At 53.0% G+C, this 22903-nt stretch carries 19 protein-coding genes and 2 pseudogenes; 14 read left to right on the top strand and 7 right to left on the bottom strand.

Annotated elements, in window-relative coordinates; genetic code table 11:
• Both EDC90_RS21315 and EDC90_RS18355 read right to left on the bottom strand, forming a co-directional pair.
• A partial coding sequence (locus EDC90_RS21315; RefSeq protein WP_245511128.1) for a transposase occupies nucleotides 1-229 on the bottom strand: 229 nt, incomplete at its 3' end.
• Between the two features lie 59 nt (nucleotides 230-288).
• Nucleotides 289-426, bottom strand: a pseudogene (locus EDC90_RS18355) (transposase); the annotation flags it as partial.
• Between the two features lie 210 nt (nucleotides 427-636).
• Here EDC90_RS18355 and rfbC point away from each other — a divergent pair.
• From rfbC to EDC90_RS18420, 13 genes and pseudogenes are all read left to right on the top strand, one after another.
• Nucleotides 637-1194, top strand: a complete 558-nt coding sequence (gene rfbC / locus EDC90_RS18360; protein WP_132314001.1) for a dTDP-4-dehydrorhamnose 3,5-epimerase — start codon at nucleotides 637-639, stop codon at nucleotides 1192-1194.
• 8 nt (nucleotides 1195-1202) lie between these two features.
• Nucleotides 1203-2246, top strand: coding sequence for a dTDP-glucose 4,6-dehydratase (rfbB, locus tag EDC90_RS18365; RefSeq protein WP_132314002.1), 1044 nt, complete (start codon nucleotides 1203-1205; stop codon nucleotides 2244-2246).
• Complete coding sequence (gene rfbD / locus EDC90_RS18370; protein ID WP_132314003.1) at nucleotides 2243-3091, top strand: dTDP-4-dehydrorhamnose reductase; 849 nt, start codon at nucleotides 2243-2245, stop codon at nucleotides 3089-3091. Before rfbB ends, rfbD begins: the two co-directional genes overlap by 4 nt.
• Entirely contained in the window at nucleotides 3088-3984 is an 897-nt protein-coding gene (rfbA, locus tag EDC90_RS18375; protein ID WP_132314004.1) for a glucose-1-phosphate thymidylyltransferase RfbA, read from the top strand. The genes rfbD and rfbA overlap by 4 nt, the downstream gene beginning before the upstream one ends.
• A gap of 80 nt (nucleotides 3985-4064) precedes the next feature.
• Entirely contained in the window at nucleotides 4065-4916 is an 852-nt protein-coding gene (locus tag EDC90_RS18380) for an FkbM family methyltransferase (protein WP_132314005.1), read from the top strand.
• 144 nt (nucleotides 4917-5060) lie between these two features.
• Nucleotides 5061-6719, top strand: a complete 1659-nt coding sequence (locus tag EDC90_RS18385) for a glycosyltransferase (protein ID WP_132314006.1) — start codon at nucleotides 5061-5063, stop codon at nucleotides 6717-6719.
• Nucleotides 6720-6748: 29 nt separating this feature from the next.
• Nucleotides 6749-7924, top strand: a complete 1176-nt coding sequence (locus EDC90_RS18390; RefSeq protein WP_165972892.1) for a glycosyltransferase family 4 protein — start codon at nucleotides 6749-6751, stop codon at nucleotides 7922-7924.
• A gap of 371 nt (nucleotides 7925-8295) precedes the next feature.
• The gene (locus EDC90_RS18395) at nucleotides 8296-9312 is read left to right on the top strand and encodes a GDP-mannose 4,6-dehydratase (RefSeq protein ID WP_132314008.1); all 1017 of its coding nucleotides are present in this window, start codon (nucleotides 8296-8298) and stop codon (nucleotides 9310-9312) included.
• Nucleotides 9313-9998: 686 nt separating this feature from the next.
• On the top strand, nucleotides 9999-13307 hold the full coding sequence (locus EDC90_RS18400; protein ID WP_165972893.1) for a glycosyltransferase: 3309 nt from the start codon (nucleotides 9999-10001) through the stop codon (nucleotides 13305-13307).
• Between the two features lie 178 nt (nucleotides 13308-13485).
• Nucleotides 13486-14607, top strand: a complete 1122-nt coding sequence (gmd, locus tag EDC90_RS18405) for a GDP-mannose 4,6-dehydratase (protein WP_132314010.1) — start codon at nucleotides 13486-13488, stop codon at nucleotides 14605-14607.
• A 101-nt stretch (nucleotides 14608-14708) separates the two neighbouring features.
• The gene (gene fcl, locus EDC90_RS18410; protein WP_281015416.1) at nucleotides 14709-15665 is read left to right on the top strand and encodes a GDP-L-fucose synthase; all 957 of its coding nucleotides are present in this window, start codon (nucleotides 14709-14711) and stop codon (nucleotides 15663-15665) included.
• Between the two features lie 66 nt (nucleotides 15666-15731).
• A pseudogene (locus EDC90_RS18415) lies at nucleotides 15732-16262 on the top strand (transposase).
• A 140-nt stretch (nucleotides 16263-16402) separates the two neighbouring features.
• Nucleotides 16403-17311 carry an FkbM family methyltransferase gene (locus EDC90_RS18420; RefSeq protein ID WP_132314011.1) on the top strand — a complete coding sequence of 303 codons (909 nt, stop codon included), beginning with the start codon at nucleotides 16403-16405 and terminating at the stop codon, nucleotides 17309-17311.
• A 12-nt stretch (nucleotides 17312-17323) separates the two neighbouring features.
• Here EDC90_RS18420 and EDC90_RS18425 read toward each other — a convergent pair whose 3' ends face one another.
• From EDC90_RS18425 to EDC90_RS18445, 5 genes are all read right to left on the bottom strand, one after another.
• A complete protein-coding gene (locus tag EDC90_RS18425; RefSeq protein WP_165972894.1) occupies nucleotides 17324-18901 on the bottom strand; it encodes an ArnT family glycosyltransferase in 1578 nt (525 codons plus the stop codon).
• 117 nt (nucleotides 18902-19018) lie between these two features.
• Complete coding sequence (locus EDC90_RS18430; RefSeq protein WP_132314013.1) at nucleotides 19019-19567, bottom strand: hypothetical protein; 549 nt, start codon at nucleotides 19565-19567, stop codon at nucleotides 19019-19021.
• Complete coding sequence (locus tag EDC90_RS18435; RefSeq protein ID WP_132314014.1) at nucleotides 19564-20679, bottom strand: hypothetical protein; 1116 nt, start codon at nucleotides 20677-20679, stop codon at nucleotides 19564-19566. The genes EDC90_RS18430 and EDC90_RS18435 overlap by 4 nt, the downstream gene beginning before the upstream one ends.
• A gap of 88 nt (nucleotides 20680-20767) precedes the next feature.
• Nucleotides 20768-21715, bottom strand: coding sequence for a glycosyltransferase family 2 protein (locus EDC90_RS18440; RefSeq protein WP_132314015.1), 948 nt, complete (start codon nucleotides 21713-21715; stop codon nucleotides 20768-20770).
• Nucleotides 21708-22088 (bottom strand): GtrA family protein, encoded by a 381-nt coding sequence (locus EDC90_RS18445; RefSeq protein WP_132314016.1) that lies wholly within the window; start codon nucleotides 22086-22088, stop codon nucleotides 21708-21710. Before EDC90_RS18445 ends, EDC90_RS18440 begins: the two co-directional genes overlap by 8 nt.
• A gap of 143 nt (nucleotides 22089-22231) precedes the next feature.
• On the opposite strand from EDC90_RS18445, the gene EDC90_RS21100 reads away from it, so the two are divergent.
• A complete protein-coding gene (locus tag EDC90_RS21100; RefSeq protein WP_207903961.1) occupies nucleotides 22232-22465 on the top strand; it encodes a hypothetical protein in 234 nt (77 codons plus the stop codon).
• The last annotated feature ends 438 nt before the right edge of the window (nucleotides 22466-22903 follow it).

Consider the following 22903-nt stretch of genomic DNA (forward strand, 5'->3'; position numbering starts at 1 on the left):
GCCACACAGACCCTTGCCCAAGCAGACCAACCAAACTACCAATCACGACACCGCAGACTCTCGAATTGAACGAGGGACGCAAGGGGGGCAGGTCACTCTTCTTCCACGCATAGAGCGAATGCTGGCTTACGCCGAGCCGCTGAGAGACTTCTGATACCGGATAGCCTCGTTCCATGATCTGACGAACGGCATCGCGTTTGAAATCGTCACTGAAATTCGATTTGCTCATGGTCGCCTTCTTACCTCATTTTTAGGCAGGAAGGTGTCTACAATTCCCGGGGCTATTCAATATTTGGCCTTGAACTTATAAAAACTTGCCAGGCTGAGGCCGTGCTTGCGGCAGATCTCGGAGGTCGGAAGGCCGGCCTCCTGTTACTTGATCATCCCAATAATCTGCGCCTCGGTGAAACGGCTCTTCTGCTCCATATGATTGAGCAAACTCTACACCAAAACGCGGGACCATGCGCGGTGCAGGTTAATCCGGAATGGCGCATGACGACAGACTTTGATCCGGATTTTTGCGTTGGGCAGAGGGATGTCCAGAAAGCCCGCTCCGGCTCAGACTTTCGTTGTTTCGTGGTTTAGCTTTGTGTATTAGGAGCATGGGCCGATAAAGAAAGTCAGGGAAACTTTGAGTTGTATATAGGAAATACCGACATCAGTAACCTTATTCTCCTTACCCCAAAACGTTTCGGCGATGAGCGTGGCTTCTTTTCAGAAAGTTGGAACAGAAAGACGCTAGCTGAATCAGGCATAGATATTGATTTCGTTCAGGATAATCATTCTCTGTCACGTGCTGTTGGAACGGTGCGAGGTTTGCATTTTCAGTCGCCGCCGCATGCTCAGGCGAAGTTGGTGCGCTGCGGTCGCGGAAGGCTTTTCGATGTCGCAGTCGATGTACGCAAAGGGGCGCCAACCTATGGTCAGTGGTATGGCGTTGAGCTTTCCTTCGAAAATGGCAAGCAGCTACTTATTCCTGAGGGGTTTCTGCACGGCTTCATGACGCTCGAACCAGATACCGAGATTATCTACAAATGTTCGGATTATTATGCGCCGGAATGTGATGGCTCTGTCCGGTTTGACGACCCCGACATTGGCATTGAATGGCCACTTACAGACGTTGAATTTACGGTTTCTGCCAAGGATCGTGACGCACAGTCCTTCGCCGACTTCGACAGTCCGTTTACTTACTAAGGTGATCCATGAAAATCCTTGTTACCGGTGGCGCCGGCTTTATCGGGTCAGCCGTTGTTCGTGCGGCAATTGCCAAAGGCTATAGCGTTGTCAATCTTGATGCGCTCACCTACGCCGCATGTCTCGACAACGTTGCTAGCGTTTCTGACCACATGGATTACGCATTCGAACATGCTGATATCCGCGACCGTTCAGCGCTGGATCGCATTTTTGCAGAGCATCAGCCGGATGTGGTTATGCATCTGGCAGCCGAGAGCCATGTCGACCGCTCGATCGATGGACCGGGTGATTTTGTCGAAACCAATATCAACGGTACTTACAATATGCTGGAAGCCGCCCGTAGCTACTGGGTTTCAAAAGGTAGGTCAGCAGATTTTCGCTTCCATCATATTTCGACAGACGAGGTGTTTGGGTCTCTCGGAGCAACCGGTATGTTTACCGAAGACATGCCTTATGATCCAAGGTCGCCATACTCTGCTTCAAAGGCAGCTTCTGATCACCTGGTTCGCGCCTGGCACGAGACCTATGGTCTGCCGGTGCTGATCACCAATTGCTCGAACAATTATGGCCCGTACCACTTCCCGGAGAAGCTGATTCCGGTCGTGATTCTCAACGCGCTTGCCGGCAAGCAGATCCCGATTTATGGCAAGGGCGACAATATTCGCGACTGGCTTTATGTTGAAGATCACGCTGACGCGCTGCTGACGGTGGTTGAAAAAGGCAAGCCCGGTCGCAGTTATAACATTGGCGGTGAGAATGAGCGAACCAATCTGGAGCTTGTTCAAACCATCTGCACAATTCTGGATGAAAAGCGCCCGCTCGATAAAGGCTCATACGCCGATCAGATCACTTTTGTGACAGACCGACCTGGTCACGATATGCGCTATGCTATTGATCCGACCCGTGTGCGAAGTGAACTTGGCTGGAAACCTTCAGTTACCGTGGAAGAAGGGCTTGATAAAACCGTTCAGTGGTATCTCGACAATGAGGACTGGTGGCGTGCACTTCAAAACCGTTCTGGTGTTGGCGAGCGATTGGGAGTGAAGGCATGATGCTGGTATTCGGCAAAACCGGACAGGTCACTTGTGAGCTTCAGTTATTGCTTCAGAATGCCTGCTTTCTCTCTCGCGAAGAGGCTGACCTTTCTGACCCGGAAGCTTGCGCCAGGCTGATCCGCGAGATCAAACCGGAAGCCGTGATCAATGCCGCCGCCTATACGGCTGTTGACAAGGCCGAAGATAATGAAGAACTGGCCCGTACTATCAATGGCGCAGCGCCCGGTGAAATGGCCAAGGTCTGCGCCGAACTTGGTATCCCCTTCGTTCACATATCGACGGATTATGTATTTGACGGCAGCTGTAACCAGCCGTTGTCACCGAACCACGCGACAAATCCGCTGGGTGCATATGGCCGCACCAAGCTTGCGGGTGAAAAGCTGATTGCTGAAGCGGCGCCGGTTCATGCAATTCTGCGCACCAGCTGGGTGTTCTCTTCCTTCGGCAATAATTTCGTGAAAACAATGCTGCGTCTTTCTGAAACGCGTGACACGCTGAACGTCGTCTCAGATCAGATTGGTGGCCCAACATCGGCGCGTTCAATCGCGTTTGCTGCCATGATCATGGCCCGCCAGCTGACCAATGCACCTGACAAGACGGGCGTCTATCATTTTTCCGGAAAACCAGATGTGAGCTGGGCTGATTTTGCGAGAGTGATCTTTGCCGACGCCGGCAAAGAGATGACGGTCAATGATATTCCGTCTTCTGAATATCCCACGCCCGCAGAGCGTCCGATGAATTCCCGGCTTGATTGTTCAACCCTCTCTGAATTCGGGCTGTCACGGCCGGATTGGCGAGCCGATCTTAAAAGTGTTCTGATTAAGCTGGGAGCAAAAGCATGACTGCGCGCAAAGGTATTATTCTGGCCGGTGGCTCCGGCACCCGGCTTTATCCGCTGACGCTTGCGATTTCCAAGCAGCTCATGCCGGTTTATGACAAGCCGATGATTTATTATCCGCTTTCTGTTCTGATGCTGAGCGGCATCCGGGAAATCGCGATTATCACGACCCCTGGCGATCAGGCCCAGTTCAAACAGCTTCTGGGGGATGGCAGTCAGTGGGGACTGTCGCTCACCTATATCGTTCAACCTACGCCAGATGGACTGGCGCAGGCTTATATTCTGGCTGAAGACTTTCTGGCCGGCGCACCATCAGCCATGATCCTTGGCGATAATATCTACTTCGGTCATGGCCTTCCGGAAATGCTAGAAAAAGCCGATCAGAAAGAAAGTGGCGGAACCGTTTTTGGCTACTATGTTGCAGACCCGGAACGCTACGGTGTTGTTGCTTTTGATGAGGCTGGAAAAGTTCGCGAGATCGTTGAAAAACCTCAAACGCCGCCATCACATTATGCCGTAACAGGGCTTTATTTCTTGGATGGGGAGGCCCCTAAGCGCGCAAAGGAGGTAAAACCTTCAGCGCGGGGTGAACTGGAAATCGTAACATTGCTGGAAAGCTACCTTTATGATGGTAGCCTCAGCGTTGAACGAATGGGGCGTGGCTATGCCTGGCTGGACACCGGCACGCATTCCAGCCTTCTGGATGCCGGCAATTTCGTGCGGACGCTTTCGGTTCGACAGGGCATGCAGTCAGGCTGCCCGGAAGAAATCGCCTATCGTCATGGCTGGATTGATACCAGTCAGCTCAGAGAGCATGCCGAACGGTTCAAAAAGACAGCCTACGGTGCTTTCCTCTTCGATCTTCTCGAAGCATCGCTTGAGCGTCCGGTTGGGTGACATCCGATATCACATCTGCTAGGCAATTCTGGTCATTAGATTTGAGGCTTTTGACGTTTGAGTAAGGGGAACTTTCAACAATGACAGACACTGACTTACCCAAAGCTGAGGCGTTTCTGGATAGGTTTCGAGAAATAGTTAGTGACCCCATTAACTTGTTAATCAAAAGAGTTCCGGACGCCGGTTACGTCGACTCAACTGGAAGAGTCGTCCTGCACAATGGCTTGACTGTACCATTTAGGGGGGAGTTTTCATATTATGGAGAATTTTCAGACATACTTGTAATCAATAGAGGCGTGCATGAACCTTTGGAGGAGTATTGTTTCCAGGAATTGTTAAGCACGCTCGCAGATAAACCAGAGACACATACAATGATCGAGCTCGGCTCCTACTGGGGTCATTATTCTATGTGGTTCAGTAAGATTCTGCCAAACTCTCGCTGTGTTTTGGTCGAACCCGAGGAAGTCAACTTACAAGCTGGCGAACAGAATTTCGCACTGAATGGGTTCAACGGAGAGTTTATCAACGATTTTGTATCTGAAGCCGGCTTTCGTATCGATAAATATTTGTCGTTGAAAGGGTCAGTGTTTAATGAAATAACTTTGCTACATTCTGACATTCAGGGATATGAATTGGAGATGTTGGCGGGGGCGCGACAAGCTCTTAGCGTAGGGCGAGTGAAGTATATAATGGTTTCTACGCACAGTAACGCTCTCCATGAAAGCTGTCTCCAAGAGTTGCAGAGTTATAGCTATATGATCGATGTATCATCCGAGCCGGCTAGGCATTCGACTTCTTATGATGGATTTATTTTTGCGCACCGACCTGATCTAGAATCAATTATCGGCAACAGAAAAATTCTCGGAAGGGTGGCAATAGCATACTCCTCACCAAGAGAATTGGCTGATTATCTAGAGAGCTTTCTGAGTTAGCGGGGGGCACTTTGGGGTTTTCATATGTCTCATGGTTGACGTTGATCGCGAAATCCCTATCACTGCGTTCGTCAGGCTGGAAACGGGCGGAAGCGTGGAGCATGCCAGTTGAGACACTAACTAGGCAAGGTCGAGGTCATTGGCATGATGCGGAAGAAAAAAAAAGAACTCGAGGAAAACGTAAACCAAATCATTGACTATATGTTTCGTAAGTATCTGGACCGTAGCCCGGATCCGGAAGGACTGGAGGCATACCGCAAGGCGCTTTTAGGTGGAATGTCGCTTGTTTCCTTTGTCAAGAGTATATCAGATAGCGAAGAAGCACGTCAGAACCGAAAAAGCAGGCACAAGAGTGCGAGTCTGGCTTGGGCTGTTGATGACATCGATACAGCAGTTGCCCTGACCTATCGCCTCTACCTGCATCGGGAGCCCGACGAAGAGGGCAAGCAGATCTATCGAGCGGCTATCGAAGGTGGGATGACTCTTTCAGAGTTGACCGAAACGCTATCGTCTAGCTCGGAGGCGAAGGAGAAACACCAGTTCTTCTCTGCCGAAAACGGTAGTGACGGCATTTCGGATGGCGCTTTCATTCGCGAGATTGGCTATCTTCTATTTGAGAGTACGGTGGCACGGCCCAGGGATTTCGAGCACTATAAAGTAAGGCTTGATGAAGACCCGAGGAACCGCATGCCACTTGTGCAACAGCTTATCTCGGAGCAGATCGTTCGCCGAGGCCTGCAAAGAACATCTTTGCTGGATACGGATAGGTGCTGGATCATGGGTACCGAAGAATTCCTCACCCGGAAATCTTGGGATGCGAAGGTTGCCGATCTCAAAGTTGCAGCTTCGGGATCGCCGCCAAAGGCTCAGCCCCAAAGTGTCGACCAGCGCGAGTTTTGTCATTCAGGCGAGTATCGCGTATCGGCTATCGCGAGCATGTACAAAGGTAAAAAATACCTTGAGACATTTCTCGAGAACATTGTCTCACAGTCCATTTTTGACCAGTCGGAACTGATCATCGTCGATGCCTGCTCGCCGGAAGGCGAGGAGGAGCTGATCTCGCGTTACATGAAAATTTATCCGAATATCGTCTACAAGCGTTTCGATTACAGGATAGGGATTTATGACGCTTGGAACTACGCCGCTCAAATCGCACGGGGAGGGTATCTTACCAATACGAATCTAGATGATCTGCGTCGTCAGGATTCTTTTGAAATTCAGGCCGCCGCATTGGACCGACACGCGTTCGCTGATGTGGTTTATCAAGATGTCTATTACAGCCTGGACTCCAGGTTCGATTTCGAATCGGTGAGCAAGTGCGGCTTCAAGAGCAATCTGCCTATTGTCACCGTCAACAATATGCTGGAGTTCAACTCTCCTCACAACGCGCCGATGTGGCGAAAGCAACTGCACGACGAAATCGGCTATTTTGATCCGAGTTATCGGTCTGCCGGCGACTACGAGTTCTGGCTGCGCTGTCTGAAAGGCGGGAAATCCTTTCTGAAGATAAACACTCCTCATGTTGTCTATTACCAAAACCCTGACGGTATCTCGACAGTGGCGGATACGCCCGGCTTACATGAAGCGCAACGCGCATGGCGGACACACGCAGAGGAGCTTATGTCACCCTACTTCGAGAAGTCGCGGGCCGAATTCGCACATGATATCGGACTGGTCGAAATCCCTGGTACCGAAGTTTCTGACTATGATATGGTTCAGAAAAGGTTGCAATCCTTTGCCGCGGAGGCGCGGGCGGGCTGGCCCGAAGCGCGACAAACTCCACAGATAGCGCGAACTGGCTGAAAAGACTCAATGGATCTAATATGAAACTTTTGGTTGATGGTGTTTTCTTTCAGATGTCGAACTCGGGAATCGCTCGGGTCTGGCGTTCACTTCTCCCGCGTCTTGCTGCATTTCCGGATATTGAGGTCACAGTTTTGGATCGCGGACGCAGTCCCCGTTTCGCAGGTATTGAGTATATCGACTTTCCTGCTTATACCTTTACGAGCACCGCCGCGGATTCTCTTTTAATTGATATCTTTGCCAAGGATTACTGTGCGGATGTGTTCCTATCGACCTATTATACGACGCCGACACGGATACCTTCAGTCATGATTGTCTATGATATGATTCCCGAGATTTTCGGGTTCGACATGAATATGCGCGGCTGGCAGGATAAAAATCTGGCCATTAGTTTTGCTCAATATTGCTTGTGCATTTCCGAGAATACGCGAAAGGATTTGTTGCAGATTCATTCGAGCCTTGATCCGGAACGCGCTACCACTGCTTATTGCGGCCTTGATTCCGAAGCATTTCGTCCGCGTGATGAGCCGGAGGTTTCGGCATTTCGAAAAGAGTATGGTGTTTCCGAGAACTACTGCATTCTGGTCGGTTCGCGTGAGCAACATACCGGTTACAAGAACGCTGGCCTTCTTTTTGACGCGCTGAAAAAGCCAGGGTCTTTATCCAACCTTTTCGATTGGCCGGGTCCGTCGGAATTGCAAATATTGTGCGTTGGTGGTGAGCCTGAAGTTCAGACGAGCTTTACGGAAGGTCTGCCGGACAACATCACTGTAAAACGCGTAGATTTGACAGATGACGAACTGGCAAGCGCTTATTCCGGAGCCTTCGCACTGGTCTATCCATCCTTGTATGAGGGCTTTGGATTGCCGGTGGTCGAGGCCATGTCCTGCGGCTGCCCGGTCATCACCACGTCTCATGGCTCACTGAAGGAAGTGGCCTGCGATGCCGCGGTACTTATCTCGGGCAAGGATACCGATGAACTGCTGAACGCCCTCAAATTGGTGTCGGATCCCGGGAAACGAGACGAGTTGCGCCGACGAGGATTGGAGCGCGCCAAGAGCTTTACCTGGGAGCCCATGGCTGAGGAGTTGCGCAGGCTTGTATTCAAGGCAGCTGATGAGAGTGCATCGCCCGAAATTATCCGTTTCAAGGAGGAGTGGAACAGACTTCGGCGCATTCAGGCCGGCATTGACGTTAGTCTCTAGCGGCTGGGTACCCAATTTCCAGCGTGTTGGGGAAGTTCGGCTGCGGTCGATATTACACTAACAAGCGTCGTTTTGGCGTCAGTAAGCTGGATTGGCGCAATGGGGGCCTGCGACCTCTAGTGGTCCGATTCCAACATTTGGTTCCCGTTTCAGCGCACTCGGTGCCAAATGTTGGAATCAACAGGACCACTAGCAAGTTTATGTTTCTAGTGGAATTTTCGAATTTGACATTTGATGTATGCGCGTCGCTGCGACGGGAATCAAATGTCAAATTCATTCCACTAGTGTTTGGTTGCTTTCGCATGACGTCCATTTCGGCCCGGGACCATAAAAGTCTCCAGCGGAATGGCTTGATTTTTAAGGGGCTGAGGATGAAGCGAGCTCTAATTACAGGCATAACTGGTCAGGACGGGTCATATCTGGCGGAATTATTGCTGGAAAAAGATTATGAAGTTTACGGTTTCGCAAGGCCTGAGAGTTGGTATCGGGCGAATTGCGCGACCCATTTGGCAGGAAGTGTCAAAATGCTTCTCGGCGACATTGCCGACGGCCTGGATGTTTCCAGCGCCATTTGCGATTCCATGCCAGATGAGATTTACAATCTTGCATCGCAATCCCGCCCGGGTGAATCATGGTCGCGTGCCGCAGAAACCTTGCAGGTGAATGGATTGGCTGCAGTACGTCTGTTCGAGGCAGTGCGACACAACCGACCCACAGCCAGAATCTACCACGCCTCCTCATCCGAAATGTTCGGGCGGCCCACAAAAGCGCCTCAAGATGAAGATACGTCGTTTAGCCCTGTAAACCCCTACGCCGCAACGAAGGTTTATGCGCACAACATGGCGTCGATATATCGGTCAAGCTATGGTCTCTATATTGCCTGCGGGATTCTCTTTAATCACGAAAGCGAGCGAAGACCACTCCACTTTTTGACACAAAAGGTCGCCTACGGTGCGGCCTGTGCGGCCCTTGGCGTCAAGAATTCGCCTGACAGAAATGAACGTGGGCGTCCCATAGTGGAAGGGGGGCGACTTGCGCTGGGAAACCTTAAGGTCGCGCGCGACTGGGGCTACGCCCCTGACTTCGTTCGTGCAATGTGGACGATTCTGCAGCAGGTGGAACCTGCCGATTTTGTAATTGGTACTGGAAAGCTGCATACGCTGGAAGAACTGTGTGGTTATGCATATGGATACGTCGGCCGTGACTGGAGAGAGTGTGTGTTCAGCGATCCGGAGCTTGTTCGTCCTCTGGAAACTGCGCATGTGCTGGCGGATGCCTCAAAAGCTGATCGTGACCTCGGTTGGAGGCCAACGGTCAACTTTCGAGAAATGGTCGAGTTGATGGTGCAGGCTCAGATCCAACGCCTGAAACCACTAATAGCTGGATAGTCTCTCAAAACGAACGGGGAATACCCGACGCTGACGGTTACGCGGTTGGTCGGGTCCTGCCGATTTCGGTGTTGCGGGACTTGGCCCGAATTGGAAAAAGATGTAGTTGCCCAGAAAGCCGCTAAAACCGCTTGTCTACGGCGAGTGTCTGATGCTGGCTGGCGGGTGATAACGAAGGTCAGCACTTTATGCCGGCTTGAGGCACCAGTGGCTTGTCTCATTCGAAGAAAAACGGCATTTGAACTTGAGGGTGTCGCTTTTTGGTTGCGATTGTAGTGGGCATTTCCTGGTGAAGGCGGTCCTGGTAACCAGTACGTGTGGTCCAGTACATTTCCGCATTTTAGACTTACGGTCTGTCAATTGACGCCAGACATAGATGGATGATGACTAAGATGGTTCAGCTCTCGGAGCACAAGATCAAGAAACGCACAGTTCGGTTGAAATCCTTCTACCATCATCCGTTCTCAAGCGAAAAGCGAAAGTCATATCGCAGGCGCAAATTGAGTAAAATCGCTGGTGGCGCAGGCACCCGTTCTGATCTTAATTCTGGACTGAACGAGCGGAAAGAGCGCAGAAAGATAAAATATATCGCGTCTTTGCGTCACCCCTTCAGCGCCAGGAAGCGTCGAAAATATCGCCGCAAACGCCTTGATACTTTAGCTTTCGCTATCATGCCGAGCTTCGCCATGTCGGCTCCGCCCTCGAGAATGCCGTATTCCGTACGAGCGGTCACGACTGCTCCGAATCTCTGGTTCTACCTTGGCGACACAGTAGATTGGCTCGGCGTGCATGATCGGCTCACAGGCGTCGGGCGCGTGTCGATCGAACTGTTCGACGCATTTATGCGGGAGCCGGAGACACTAATCCGGCCCTGTCGCACGGGTCGTTCCGATCTTGATATCGTCGCGATGAGCAGTGAGGAGGTTCAGGATAGAGTGCTTGACCGGCTCGATGGTCGTTATGGCCTGGGTCTTGGGTCATTCGATGGCGGCGATTCTCCGGCAAAAGGCGACCACATCTTTTTCACAGGATTGGTCTGGACTCCAAAGTTCAGCGCTCTTTTTCGCCATTTGTCCTCGCGCGGTATCGGATTTTCAGTTCTGGTTCACGACATCATCCCGCTCGAGGGAGGCGACAATGTCGGCGCTGCCGAAGCCTCGCGTTTCGCAGAGTGGCTGGTTGTCTGCCTTCAAAACGCCGACAGGCTCTACGTGTCGACGAACGTTGTTCGTGACCAGATATTGCGCTGGGCTCTGCTTGAAGGCGTCGAAGTGGCGGCTACGATCGTCAAGATACCATTCGGCTCTACGCCTTTGAAATTGGAGGCGCTGTCACGGACTGACGATCTGCAGGGGCGTTTTCCGGCGCTCGAAGCCGGCAATTTCGTGCTAAGCATTGGCACGATAGACCCACGTAAAAATCAGATCATGCTTTGCAGGCTTTGGCGAAATCTAATCGCGAGCGGTCTCGAAGTACCGCAACTGGTGTTGGTCGGACGCGATGATCTCGGGCTCGGCAAAGGCCACTCGATCTATCGCGATCTGCTGCGATCAGGCAGGCTGCTCGTTCTATCCGGAGTTGGCGATGCCGACATAGCGGCCCTGACGGCGGCTTGCAGGTTTACCGCGTTCCCTTCGACCAGCGAGGGCTATGGCCTGCCGGTTGCGGAAAGTCTGATGCAGGGAAAGCTGTGTCTGGCCTCCAGGCTTGCCGTTATCGAAGAGCAGGCGGGAGACCTCGCCTGGTATTTTGATGTCGACGATTCTCGGCAGGCGGAAGAGCTGTTTCGCAAGGCCATTCAGGATCGAGACGCCGTTGGCGCGGCGGAAGCGCGGATCAGGGTCGACTACGTTCGTCCGACCTGGACTGCTGCGGCAAAGCGCCTTGAGGCGGAAGCTCGCGAAGCAGCATCTACAAAGCCGCTTTCCATCATATCCGGCCGATTCCGGCCGGAGTTTCCAGGGGCAGAGCCTTTCAAGACAACCGAGGTGCTGAAACGGGCATCCCGCTGGTGCACGAATGACGCGCCTGAGGTCTCTATCCTGATCGTGAACTGGAACGCTTCGCCTCTGACGCTCGAGTGCATCCGGCAGATATGGATGCATACCGACGGGCATACCTACGAGATCGTGATCGTGGACAATGGCTCGGACGAGGATGACCTTGCCCGCCTGTCCAAGCCTGTTCCGGGCGTGACCTTCATTCAAATCGGCAGAAACCGCTTTTTCGGCGAAGCCAACAATATAGCTGCCGAAGCTGCTCGCGGAGAATATATCGTACTGCTCAACAACGATGCTTTTCCGCAGGATGATTGGCTTTCCTCGCTGATGAATATGATGGCGGAAAATCCGTCCCTCGGCGCGGCCGGACCTATGTTCCTCTGGCCTGACGGGCGCGTTCAAGAGGCCGGGGGCATGATCAACGAAGGCGGCTATCCGGTGCGATTTGGTAGGGGACAGGACCATCCCACGCCAGACATCCTTATGGAGAGATATGTCGATTACATTTCTGCCGCCGCCACGCTTATCGATCGGTCGCTTTTCCTACAAGTGGGAGGATTCGATCTCACATTTGAGCCAGCCTATTATGAAGACTCCGATCTGTGCTTCAAGTTCAGGGCCTTGGGGCGCCCGGTTGGCTATTGTCCTTCAAGTCGCGTCATCCACATTGAGGGAGCGGCTGCAAACGGAAACACAAAGGCAGAAGCCCGACGTAAGGCGCTGGGAGATTCCAATCGCGATAAATTCGTCTCGCGTTGGGAGCGTCTTCTTGAATCGACAGGCGAAGAGGAGCCGGCTTTCCCGGTCGAGAGCTTCATCCCGGCAGAGTGGTCTTCCCCACCTGAAGACGACAGCTCGTTGCCCCTCGCTGTCGTTTTCACTCCTTATGCCGTGACGCCCGGCGGTGGCGAGCGTTATATATTGAGCGCGGCACGCCAGTTGGCACGCACGCATCGTGTGGAAGTTGTCACGCCTTACCGGTACTCCAACCTGCGCCTTCGGCAGATCGGCTGCGCGCTTAATCTTGATCTGGGAATGCTGAAATTCAAAACCCTTCAGGAGTTCGAAAAAGGCCCAGAACCCGACCTAATGCTGACGATGGGGAATGCGGTTCTGCCGCCGATCCCAGGTCGCGGAAGGAAGACGGTCTATCACTGCCAGTTTCCCTTCGTGCTCAAGGAAGAGGAAGCAAGTGACGAGGCGATGTTGCAAACCTATCAGGAAGTCATGGTGAATTCGGCATTCACACAAGGTTACTACCAAGAGCGTCTTGCCGAAGCCGGCATGGCGTCAATCCCGACGCGAATTGTCAATCCGCCCGTGCCACTTGTAAAGCGGCGAGAGCGGCGCAAAAGAGCAATTTTGTCAGTTGGGCGGTTCATCGTCGGCGGTCATTCCAAGCGTCAGGATCTTCAGGTTGAGGCTTTTCGTGCGCTCATCGATAGCGGTGTCAAGGACATAGAGCTGCACCTGGCCGGCTCCTCGTTTCCAGAGGCCTCGGACATGGATTTCCTGGCTTCTGTCAGAGAAGCGGCTGCGGACCTTCCCGTTTTCTTTCACATCAACTGTTCGGCGGGCGAGCTCGAAGCTCTTTATGGCGAGAGCCTTGTCTACTGGCACGCCACTGGTCTCGGCCGAGACCTGGAGAAGGAGCCGGAGAAAGCGGAACACTTCGGAATCAGCGTCGTTGAGGCAATGTCGGGCGGCGCCATCCCGATCACGCTTCGGGCAGGAGGCCCGACGGAGATCATCACGGAGGGCATCAACGGGTTCTTCTACGATGACATAACAGGTCTGGTTGATCAGACCAGGCGCATTATGAACGACGCATCGGAGGATGAGTTGCAGAAGTTGAGCCTCGCGGCCCATTCCCGCGCCCTGGATTTCAGCTACAGCCGTTTCGACAACGCAGTTTCCTCGCTTTTCAGGCTGCCGGTAAGCAAAAAAACGACTAGTAACAGAACCTCTCCACGACATCAGGGAAGCCCAGCCTAGTCTAGGCAAAATATATGTGTAATAGCATCAACATGGTGTATGTTCCGTTCGTCAGTGGTTAGAGTGGTCGCGGACGACGACCCTAAAATATGGGTTCACCAACGTCTCGAATTTGAAGGTGGATGACGGTTACTTTGTCGTCAAACTAAATTGATAACCAGTAATTAGAGAGAAAAAATTGGCTAAGACGGCTTTGATAACTGGAATTACCGGTCAGGATGGCTCTTATCTTTCGGAATTGCTCTTGGAGAAGGACTATGAAGTGCATGGCGTCAAGCGCCGCGCGTCATCGTTCAACACCCAGCGGATCGATCATCTCTACGAGGATCAGCATACCTCGAACCCGCAGCTCAGGCTTCATTACGGCGACCTGTCGGACACCTCGAACCTGACGCGCATCATCCGCGATATCGAGCCAGACGAGGTCTATAATCTCGGCGCGCAATCTCATGTAGCGGTGTCCTTTGAAGCGCCGGAGTATACTGCTGATGTCGATGCGATCGGCACGCTACGCCTGCTTGAGGCGATCCGCTTTCTCGGGCTGGAAAAGAAAACGCGTTTTTACCAGGCTTCCACCTCAGAGCTTTACGGTCTCGTTCAGGAAACCCCGCAGCGTGAGACGACGCCGTATTATCCGCGTTCGCCCTATGCGGCTGCGAAGCTCTATGCCTACTGGATAACGGTCAACTACCGTGAAGCCTACGGCATGTATGCCTGTAACGGCATTCTGTTCAACCATGAAAGCCCGCGTCGCGGCGAGACCTTCGTGACGCGCAAGATCACGCGCGGCCTTGCAAACATTGCACTCGGCCTCGAGTCTTGCCTCTATATGGGCAATATTGATTCCTTGCGCGACTGGGGGCATGCAAAGGACTATGTGCGGATGCAGTGGATGATGTTGCAGCAGGACAACGCCGAGGACTTCGTGATTGCCACTGGTAAGCAGTATTCCGTCCGCGAATTCATTACATGGGCTGCCTCCGATCTCGGCATAACGCTCACTTTTTCCGGAACCGGCGTCGATGAGGTCGGAACTGTGGAAGCTGTGATCGGCGATCTGGCGCCCAATGTGCAGCCAGGAGACGTGATCTTGCGGATCGACCCACGCTATTTCCGCCCCGCCGAAGTCGATACCCTGCTCGGTGATCCCACCAAGGCTAAGGAAAAGCTTGGCTGGGAGCCGGAGATCTCCGCCCGCGACATGTGCAGGGAAATGGTGGTTGAAGACCACAAGGCCGCGCGGCGCTATGCCCTGCTGAAGGCGCATGGCCTCGACCTGCCGGTCAGCCTCGAAGGCTGACCCCACCTCCTTGAATGTCCTTCTATTTGATGCTTCGGGTTCATGAAAACCAAGTGCCGTTTTTCACCCGACGCTCTGATTTCGAAACGGAAGATAATTTCATGACCTTCGATATCGCGGGAAAGAAAATCTGGATCGCTGGCCATCGCGGTATGGTGGGCTCCGCCATCGTCCGCCGTTTGGAGCGCGAAAACTGCGAAGTAATCACCGCCGGGCGCGACACGGTCGACCTGAAACAGCAGACGCATGTCGAAGCCTTCATAGCCGACGCAAGGCCCGATGCGGTGGTGATGGCGGCCGCGAAGGTCGGCGGCATTCTAGCGAACGACACCTATCCGGCTGACTTTCTCTACGACAATCTGATGATCGAGGCGAATATCTTAGAGGCCGCGCACAGAAACGACGTCAACCGCTTCCTGTTCCTCGGCTCATCATGCATCTACCCGAAATTCGCCGAACAGCCGATCCGGGAAGGCGCGCTTCTCACCGGCCCGCTGGAGCCAACCAATGAATGGTATGCGATCGCCAAGATCGCCGGCATCAAGCTCGCCCAGGCCTATCGCCGGCAGCACGGACGTGACTACATCTCGGCGATGCCGACAAATCTATACGGCCCGGGCGACAATTACGACCTGAATTCAAGCCATGTGATGCCGGCGCTGATCCGCAAGGCGCATGAGGCAAAGGTCTCGGGCGCGAAAGAGATCGTGGTTTGGGGGTCGGGCAAGCCGCTGCGCGAATTCCTCCATGCCGACGATTGCGCCGACGCGCTGGTCTTCCTGCTGAAGAATTACTCCGGCGAGGAGCACGTCAATGTCGGTTACGGCACGGATATCTCGATCCTCGATCTTACAAAGCTAGTCTGCAAGGTGGTAGGGTTTGAGGGTGAAATCGTCCATGACCTCTCCAAGCCCGACGGCACGCCGCGCAAGCTGATGAGCGCCGACAAGCTGCGCGCCATGGGCTGGACGCCGAAGATCAGCCTCGAAGACGGTATCCGCAATGCCTATGAGGCTTTTCACGCAAGGTTTTTTCCCCGCGGACGTTCGGATAGGTAATCCCCCCGAAAAGTAATGGGCTTTAGAAGTAGAATTTTCTCAGGCTTTATGACCGATGAGATTTTGATGAGAAAGGCAAGATTTAGCGAAGCCCAGATTATCGGCATTCTGCGTCAGGCGGCGTTCCTGTGCCTGAACTTTGCCGGGAACACGGGATGAGTTCAGCAAGCTTCTACAAATGGCGGGCTAGATATGGTAGCATGGAGGCGTCGATGCTCAGCCAGATGAAAGCTCTGGAAGACGAGAGCCGCCGTTTAAAAAAGGTGTATGCGGAGATGAGCATGCAACTGAACTGCTGAAAGAGGATTTGGGGAAAAAATGACACGGCCATCTCAACGCCGTGAGGTGGCCGCGCAAGCCGCTTGCAATACGTGTTGATAATGGCCCGGAATATGTCAGTGGTCGGCTTATGGACTGGGCTGAAAATCAGCGGATTGCGCTGAATCACATCCAGCCTGGAAAGCCCCAGGAGAACGCTTATGTCGAGCACTATAGCCGGAAAGTACGACATGAATGGCTTGCCAATACATCATCGAGAGCATCGAAGAGGCGCAGGCATTCGCCACACAATGGCTATGGAGATATAACAACGAGTGACCCAATATGCGTATTGGCGGAATAATACCCGTACAGAAACTGAAAATGGCTGCGTGATTTCTACCTAAAAGCCCTGTTAAAAGGAGGAATTGTCGTACAGTTGCGAAAATTCGCGCTCATCAGGCAGGAGGCCAGACAAAGTGATTTCTTATGCGCAAAACTTCGAGGACGTCATGCTTGCCCGCCTTTTTCCATCGGGCTATCGGGGCGCGTATCTGGATATCGGCGCTGCCGATCCGGTGTACCTTTCCGTAACCAAGCACTTCTACGACCACGGCTGGCGCGGCGTGAATGTTGAGCCACTGCCGCGTTGTCAACGCCGCTTGTCGTTGCTGCGCCCGGAAGACATCAATGTCCAGGCCGTAGTTGGCAGTGCTGCCGGCTCATGCCGATTCTACGAAATCGCAGACTACCCGGAGAACTCGACAGCGCTCGAAAGCCTCGCCCGCGAGCTTGAGAAGCAGGGGCACGCTGTAAAAATCCATGAGATTCCAATTATGCGGCTCGACGAAATCTGCGCCCGCCACTTCGACGCGCGCGAAATTGACTTCATGAAAATCGATGTCGAAGGCGGCGAGACGGAACTGCTCTTGAGTGGCGACTGGGAACGGTTTCGCCCGCGGGCTCTCGTGATGGAAGCGGTTGAAGTCAACGGCAGGAAAAGAGTCAGCGATGAATGGGAGCATATACTGACCGGCAATGGCTACAGCAGGGTCTGGTTCGACGGACTGAACGATTTTTTCCTTCGGGACGAAGATATTGAACTGAAGAAGCACTTCGTTTTGCCGCCGGGCGCTTTCGACGAGATCGAAACGGCTCGCTACGTCAGGAAAGAAGTGCAGGGAGAGGTCTTCTTTGATGATGAAGGCGATCTCATTCAGAAGCTTTTGAACGAGCGTGACGCGGTCGACGCAGACAGGCACGCAAAGCAGGCCGTGATCGACAGATTGATATCAGAACGCGATGCGATCGATGCGGATCGGCACGCAAAGCAAGAGGTTATCGACCGGCTGCTTCAACAGACGCAACAGGACAATGCGGAGCAATAATCCTCCCAGTTTTTAGTCTGGCGATCTCCCCGCCCATTCGCAGTCTTCGCGGACGAACAGGGTTGGTGGATCGGCGGCTGCGATGCGGTATTCGCGCCACCGGCTATCCTGTCGCAGCAGTTCCATGATCTGGTCGGTGAAAGCAACGCCCGGCAGGTGTTGATTGACGGCCTCGCGCATCCCCGCCTCATTTGGCAGCAGAACAAAATTGGCCTTCTCGATCTCCTGCATCATCGGTTCAAGTGCACGCATGATAAACAATTGGTCTATCGCAAGGCGCATATGCCCCTTCTTCGCGACCTCAAGCGCCACGGCATGCGCCGTGACCGGATACGAGCCCACTGTGGCATAGTGATAGTAAGGCGGGCCACAGGCAGGCGTAACGGCCGCGCCCTGCACCACAAGATCCGAGATCTGTTCCAGCATGGGCCATGTGTCTTTGCGGTAGACTCCTTGCTGATAGGTATGCGCTGGTTCAAGGAACACAAGCGCAGACAAGGCAATCACGCCGGCAAATTGAAGACCCTGACGGGGGAGCAATGAAAGCAGCCTGCTCAGCGCCATGACCGAACTGATGATAAGAGGAAAGAAGAAAAAGCTTCCCTGATAGACTGTCTTCTCCGCCGAAGTGGCGATCCCGAGAAAAATCAGTGCTGTCCAGACATAGTAAGCGAGAAAGCGAATATCCCTCCTTTTGGTCGCCACCGAGACAAGAATATCGATCACGATTAACCCGACGCCAACGTAAAGGAGGTTGCCAAGTCCTATCGAGCCGCCTTGACCGGTCGCATAGTAGTTTAGATGGAACCAACGGTCTCCGGGCGTAAACCAAATGTCACTGTTTGAGACCAGAGCCTGATAGATGTAGGCGTATGTCTGAGTGCCCCAGATATATGCGACCGGCGCCAGAAACATGAGCGCGGTCACCGTCGTAATGACAGCTCGATAAATGGGTGCCGATCTCGAATGGCGGTCAAGAATGCTGCCGACAACAAGCGCAAGCCCCAGCATTGGAAACGTGATCACTATGGCGCTGAGCTTGATAACCATTGAGAAGGCGCACAGAAGGCCGACCAACGCCGCCGAGCGCCACTTATGATGAGCCCTAGTCTGGGCCAGAAGCACGTAGCCGGAAAACGCAAAAAACAGACCCGCAATCAAATCGGGCCTCAACTCGGACACGATCGCTCCCGCGGCTGGAACGAACATGGCGGCAACAGCGAGCAGCGTCGCCGATCGTGAATCAACCCTGTCACGAGCGACGCTGAAAATCATAAGGGCATAGGCAGTAAGGCCCCAGATGTTCATGATGTACGGCCCGACATTGCTCGAACCGAAAAGCCAATAGCCAAGGATTACCGTCAGAGTTTCAACGGGTGCATGTGGAGGATGCTGAATGAAATTTACTGCCAGCGACCAAAGGGAACGCGCACCGTCAAACATGAAACGATAGTAACCATCCAAAAGGTAACCGTTATCGTCATAGATCGGAGGCGCGGATAAGGCGCCCACGTTCAACGTGAGCGATATATTCAGCGCCGTAAAAGCAAGGACGGCCATCGTTAGCACAACGAAATTTTCGGTTTTCAAGCGCATCACTCACCTTCTTGCAAGTCTACCTGGCAGTTCAGCCCTGCAGCGTTCTTCGACAACCTTGATAAACTGCGCCGCCAAGTCTTCATCAAACATCCGGCTCGCTTCAAGGATTTAACGGATTGCGATCTCTTTGAGACCGATTGCCAGCTCGCGTTGATCCGGCCCGCCGGGCCTCCGTGCGTCGGGCAAATCGAAGGCGAGCGTGTTGAGACCATCAACCAACAGCTCCTTGTCAATGCGTATGCTCAGTTCCAATCCATCTCGCTCGAAAGCCTCACCGGAATAGATTTCATTATTATTTAGGTATACTGATATTCTCTGGCGATCGAATACTATTCCGCGAATGTAAATCTCACCGGCAAATTTATTTTTTTCGCCCACAATGAATTTTATCTCGGCATGCTTTCCGTCGTTCCATCGATACTCCGATTCCGGATTCGACCAGCTTCTGTAGTAACCGATATCTGAATTTCTATGATCATAATATTTATCTGGATCGACTGCTTCGATTTGCTCTAATTGCTTGGGACTTATGCTGACATCTTTTGCAATATAATATCTGTAATAAGGATCGCTTACGTTCGGGTGCAATAATAAATAGAACACAAACAGGTAAAATGCAGCGATTAAAAAAATAATGAATCTATATGCATAGGTCATATCACCCATCCTCGCCCATTGAACCAAGCCGTGTAGATCGCAACCTGCATGACGACGGATCCTATCAGGAACAGAATCCATATCTTCCGATTTGTGCAAGCGCAGGCGATCGCAAGCAGAACCGGCGTCTGCCAGAAAATATAGCGTGGCATCGACCATAAGCCTGTCGAGAGGGGGATGAGCGTGCACAGAACCGAGAAGATCGCGAGTTCCACATGTCGCTTGTAGAGGAGGAAAGCCGGAACTATGAGAGCCGCCACACTCATAAGTGCAAGGTATTTACCATAGGCATCGCCGGACAGGCCATCCCCAATGCGGGCGAACGGATTTCCGGGAGATCGGTCCCAAGCCCTTTGGATGTGAGAGAAAGCGAAGGCATCGCCGGTGTGGCGGTAAAGAAAGAACATATAGAGCGACAGCCCCAAGGGGATAAGCATACCCCCCAAAACCAGAGGTTCAGGCTTGAAGCGTCGTTCCGCGTGCCTCCAGTCTTCAATCAGTTTTCTGATCGTCACATAAAGATACGCGATCAATGCGAAATTCCCGGCCAGGCGAACCGCAGAAAGTACGCCGCCCACAACGCCCGACAGGACGAAACGCTCTTGCTTGAGGTTGTAGAAAAATGCCGAGGTAAAGAAAAGAAAACAGGATTCCGTGTATCCCACGTTCCCGTAGATGGCAAACGGGTTGAGCGCGACCACCGAAGCGGCGACCGTCAAGGGGATAGCCGGGAAATATACCTTCGACAGCTTCATGAAGTAGATGATCGCTAAAAGAAAGAAAAATCTGCTTGATATCAGAAGAGCATAAGAGTGTGAGACGTCGAAAACGGAGTGTACAAACCGCGCAAATAAAGGAAAAACGGGGAAAAAGGCCCAGTTCGCCGCATCCATCCGCTCGTGAGCATGCGGTTCGAGATGATAACCTCCTTCCACGATACTTCGATACCATCCACAGTCCCAGGTGCACATTTCAGCATAGCGAAAGCCGGAGAACTTCATGATCAGCAGTTCAAGGCACTGGTTCAGGATGAAAAATCCGGCGGCAATTGCGATCAATGCGTATTTCTCGTTGGCGAATAAAATCCTCTTTTTCAATGAAAGAACATTCACTGACCTATTCCCCCGAGTATAGCTTCATGATTTAAGCTGCATGGCTTGGCAGCACAGGAATCGCGACGGGCCTTCGCCCGCTACGGGTTCAGACAATCTCGTCGATAATGAACCGCGGCCGCCGTTTCACTTCCAGATATATCTTGCCCACATATTCGCCGATGATCCCCATGCAGAAAATCTGCAGGCCGCCGAGCCACAGCATCGGCAGTACGATCGAGGCCCACCCCGGAACCGTGCTTTCAGAGACGAACAGCCTCTCCATGAGGAACCAGAAGCCGAGCAGCATTGAAAGCAGAAACACGGTGATGCCCAGAGCGGCGACAAAGCGAAGCGGGGCCGCGGAAAATGATGTCACGCCGTTTACGGCAAGCGATAGCATTTTTCTCAGCGTGTATTTGGTCTCGCCATGTTCACGCGTCTGGCGATCATATCTGATTACCTCGGCCTTGAAGCCCAGGCTGGGTATGATTCCACGCAGAAATAGGTTGGTCTCCTCGTGGGACAGAAGCGCCTTGAGCGCCTTTTGCGACATCAGCCTGAAATCAGCATGATCGGGCACGATCTGCGCGCCCATCAGCCGCATCAGCCCATAATATCCCTTCGCCGTGTTCTTCTTGAAAAAGCTGTCGTTGCCGCGGGACCGGCGAACGCCGAGAGCCAGATCTGCGCCGGCTTCATGGGCCTTCAGCATCTCGACAATGGCGTTGATATCGTCCTGCAGGTCGCTGTCGATCGTCAGAACGACATCGGCGTCGGCGACCGAGAGCCCCGCCAGCATGGCATTCTGGTGACCGTAATTGCGGCTGAGCTTCAAGCCGGTTGCGCCGATTTCTCGCGTAAAAGCCTCGATCTGCTTCCATGTCCGATCCGAGCTGCCGTCGTCCACAAGGATCATCCGGAACCGCGCCAGCCCGAGATCCTGCCGAGACACGAGGTCCGTGAGAAAATCATTCAGGACTGGTATCGTGTGAGGAAGGTTATCCTCCTCATTGTAGCAGGGGATCACTACATCAAGGGAATAATGATTAGCCATCTTTGTCAAAAATCCAGAACTTCATGATCAGGAAGAAACAGATATTGTAGGCCAGCATTGCAATGGCCTGCGATGCCATTTCCGGCAGATCGCCTTGACGCGTCAGGGCGAGCAGAACAGCGAGGTTGATGCAATAGGCCAAGGCAAAGCCTGCCAGAAAACGGTATACCGCCTTCCTTCCATTTGTCGATGCAAAGGTAAATCGGCCGTTGAAAAAGAAGCTGTTCGCCAGCCCGCAGGCATATCCTATCACGTTGGATGTCACGGGCGAAAAGCCGAGATAGCTCAGAATTGCGATGACGAGGAATGTGATGAGCGTGTTCATCACGCCCACCAGTCCGTACTTAAATAGCTGCTCTACAACCAAAGGCATCTCCACAACCGATCCTCGACAATTTCTTCCCGCGCGTCATTAGACGGTTTTGGTGTGTTTGTCACGCGGACGCCTCGAATTACCTACCGTTTTACTTCGTTTCATGATTCGCTTCTTGCACGGTGATTTTTCGGAGAATTGCGATGCGCGGACAGCCTAACTTCTTTGATACTGACGAGCTTTATGCACAGCTGAGCGCAGTCGGTGATCCGCTGGAGAAACTGAACGCGATCATTCCTCGGGTTGTGTTCGAAAAGTCGCTGACCAAAGCCTTGAAGCGTTCGGACGGCTCGAAAGGCGTTCGCCCGCCATATCCGGCGATCATGATGTTCATGATCCTGATGCTGCAGACGCTTTACAATCTGTCCGATAACTAGGCCGAATTCGTCATTCAGGACCGGCTTTCGTTCATGCGGTTTCTTGGTCTGTCACCATCATTCAGGCACCGAAACAGCGCAATGCCCAAGACGAAAAGGACGCGATCAAGCGTGGCGACGTTCTTGATGACTGGAAGGATAAGCCGGCAAAGCTTGCCCAGAAGGATCGCGATGCGTGTTGGACAGTAAAGTATTCGAAGGCGAAGCGGCCCGAGCAAGCGCCGCATTCGGCCAAGATTCAGCAACGCGACATTGTCATACCGATGTTCGGTTACAAGAACCACGCCGGCATTGACCGGTCACACGGGTTTATCCGTGGCTGGACGGTGATACGCGCATCGGCGCTGCGATGCATATGCTTGAGAAGAAGGTATGCGCGCAGCGGTCGTAACGCGTTGCGATGCGCCGCCAGTCCTTGAGTTTGGCGAACAGGTTCTC

This window comes from Martelella mediterranea (assembly GCF_004342225.1).
GTDB lineage: Bacteria > Pseudomonadota > Alphaproteobacteria > Rhizobiales > Rhizobiaceae > Martelella > Martelella mediterranea_B.

Coding starts and splice junctions, on each gene's coding strand:
- rfbB (WP_132314002.1), top strand. CDS start 1,203: ATGAAAATCCTTGTTACCGGTGGCGCCGGCTTTATCGGGTCAGCCGTT.
- rfbD (WP_132314003.1), top strand. CDS start 2,243: ATGATGCTGGTATTCGGCAAAACCGGACAGGTCACTTGTGAGCTTCAG.
- rfbA (WP_132314004.1), top strand. CDS start 3,088: ATGACTGCGCGCAAAGGTATTATTCTGGCCGGTGGCTCCGGCACCCGG.
- EDC90_RS18380 (WP_132314005.1), top strand. CDS start 4,065: ATGACAGACACTGACTTACCCAAAGCTGAGGCGTTTCTGGATAGGTTT.
- EDC90_RS18385 (WP_132314006.1), top strand. CDS start 5,061: ATGATGCGGAAGAAAAAAAAAGAACTCGAGGAAAACGTAAACCAAATC.
- EDC90_RS18395 (WP_132314008.1), top strand. CDS start 8,296: ATGAAGCGAGCTCTAATTACAGGCATAACTGGTCAGGACGGGTCATAT.
- EDC90_RS18400 (WP_165972893.1), top strand. CDS start 9,999: ATGTCGGCTCCGCCCTCGAGAATGCCGTATTCCGTACGAGCGGTCACG.
- fcl (WP_281015416.1), top strand. CDS start 14,709: ATGACCTTCGATATCGCGGGAAAGAAAATCTGGATCGCTGGCCATCGC.
- EDC90_RS18430 (WP_132314013.1), bottom strand. CDS start 19,567: ATGACCTATGCATATAGATTCATTATTTTTTTAATCGCTGCATTTTAC.
- EDC90_RS18440 (WP_132314015.1), bottom strand. CDS start 21,715: ATGGCTAATCATTATTCCCTTGATGTAGTGATCCCCTGCTACAATGAG.
- EDC90_RS18445 (WP_132314016.1), bottom strand. CDS start 22,088: ATGCCTTTGGTTGTAGAGCAGCTATTTAAGTACGGACTGGTGGGCGTG.
- EDC90_RS21100 (WP_207903961.1), top strand. CDS start 22,232: ATGCGCGGACAGCCTAACTTCTTTGATACTGACGAGCTTTATGCACAG.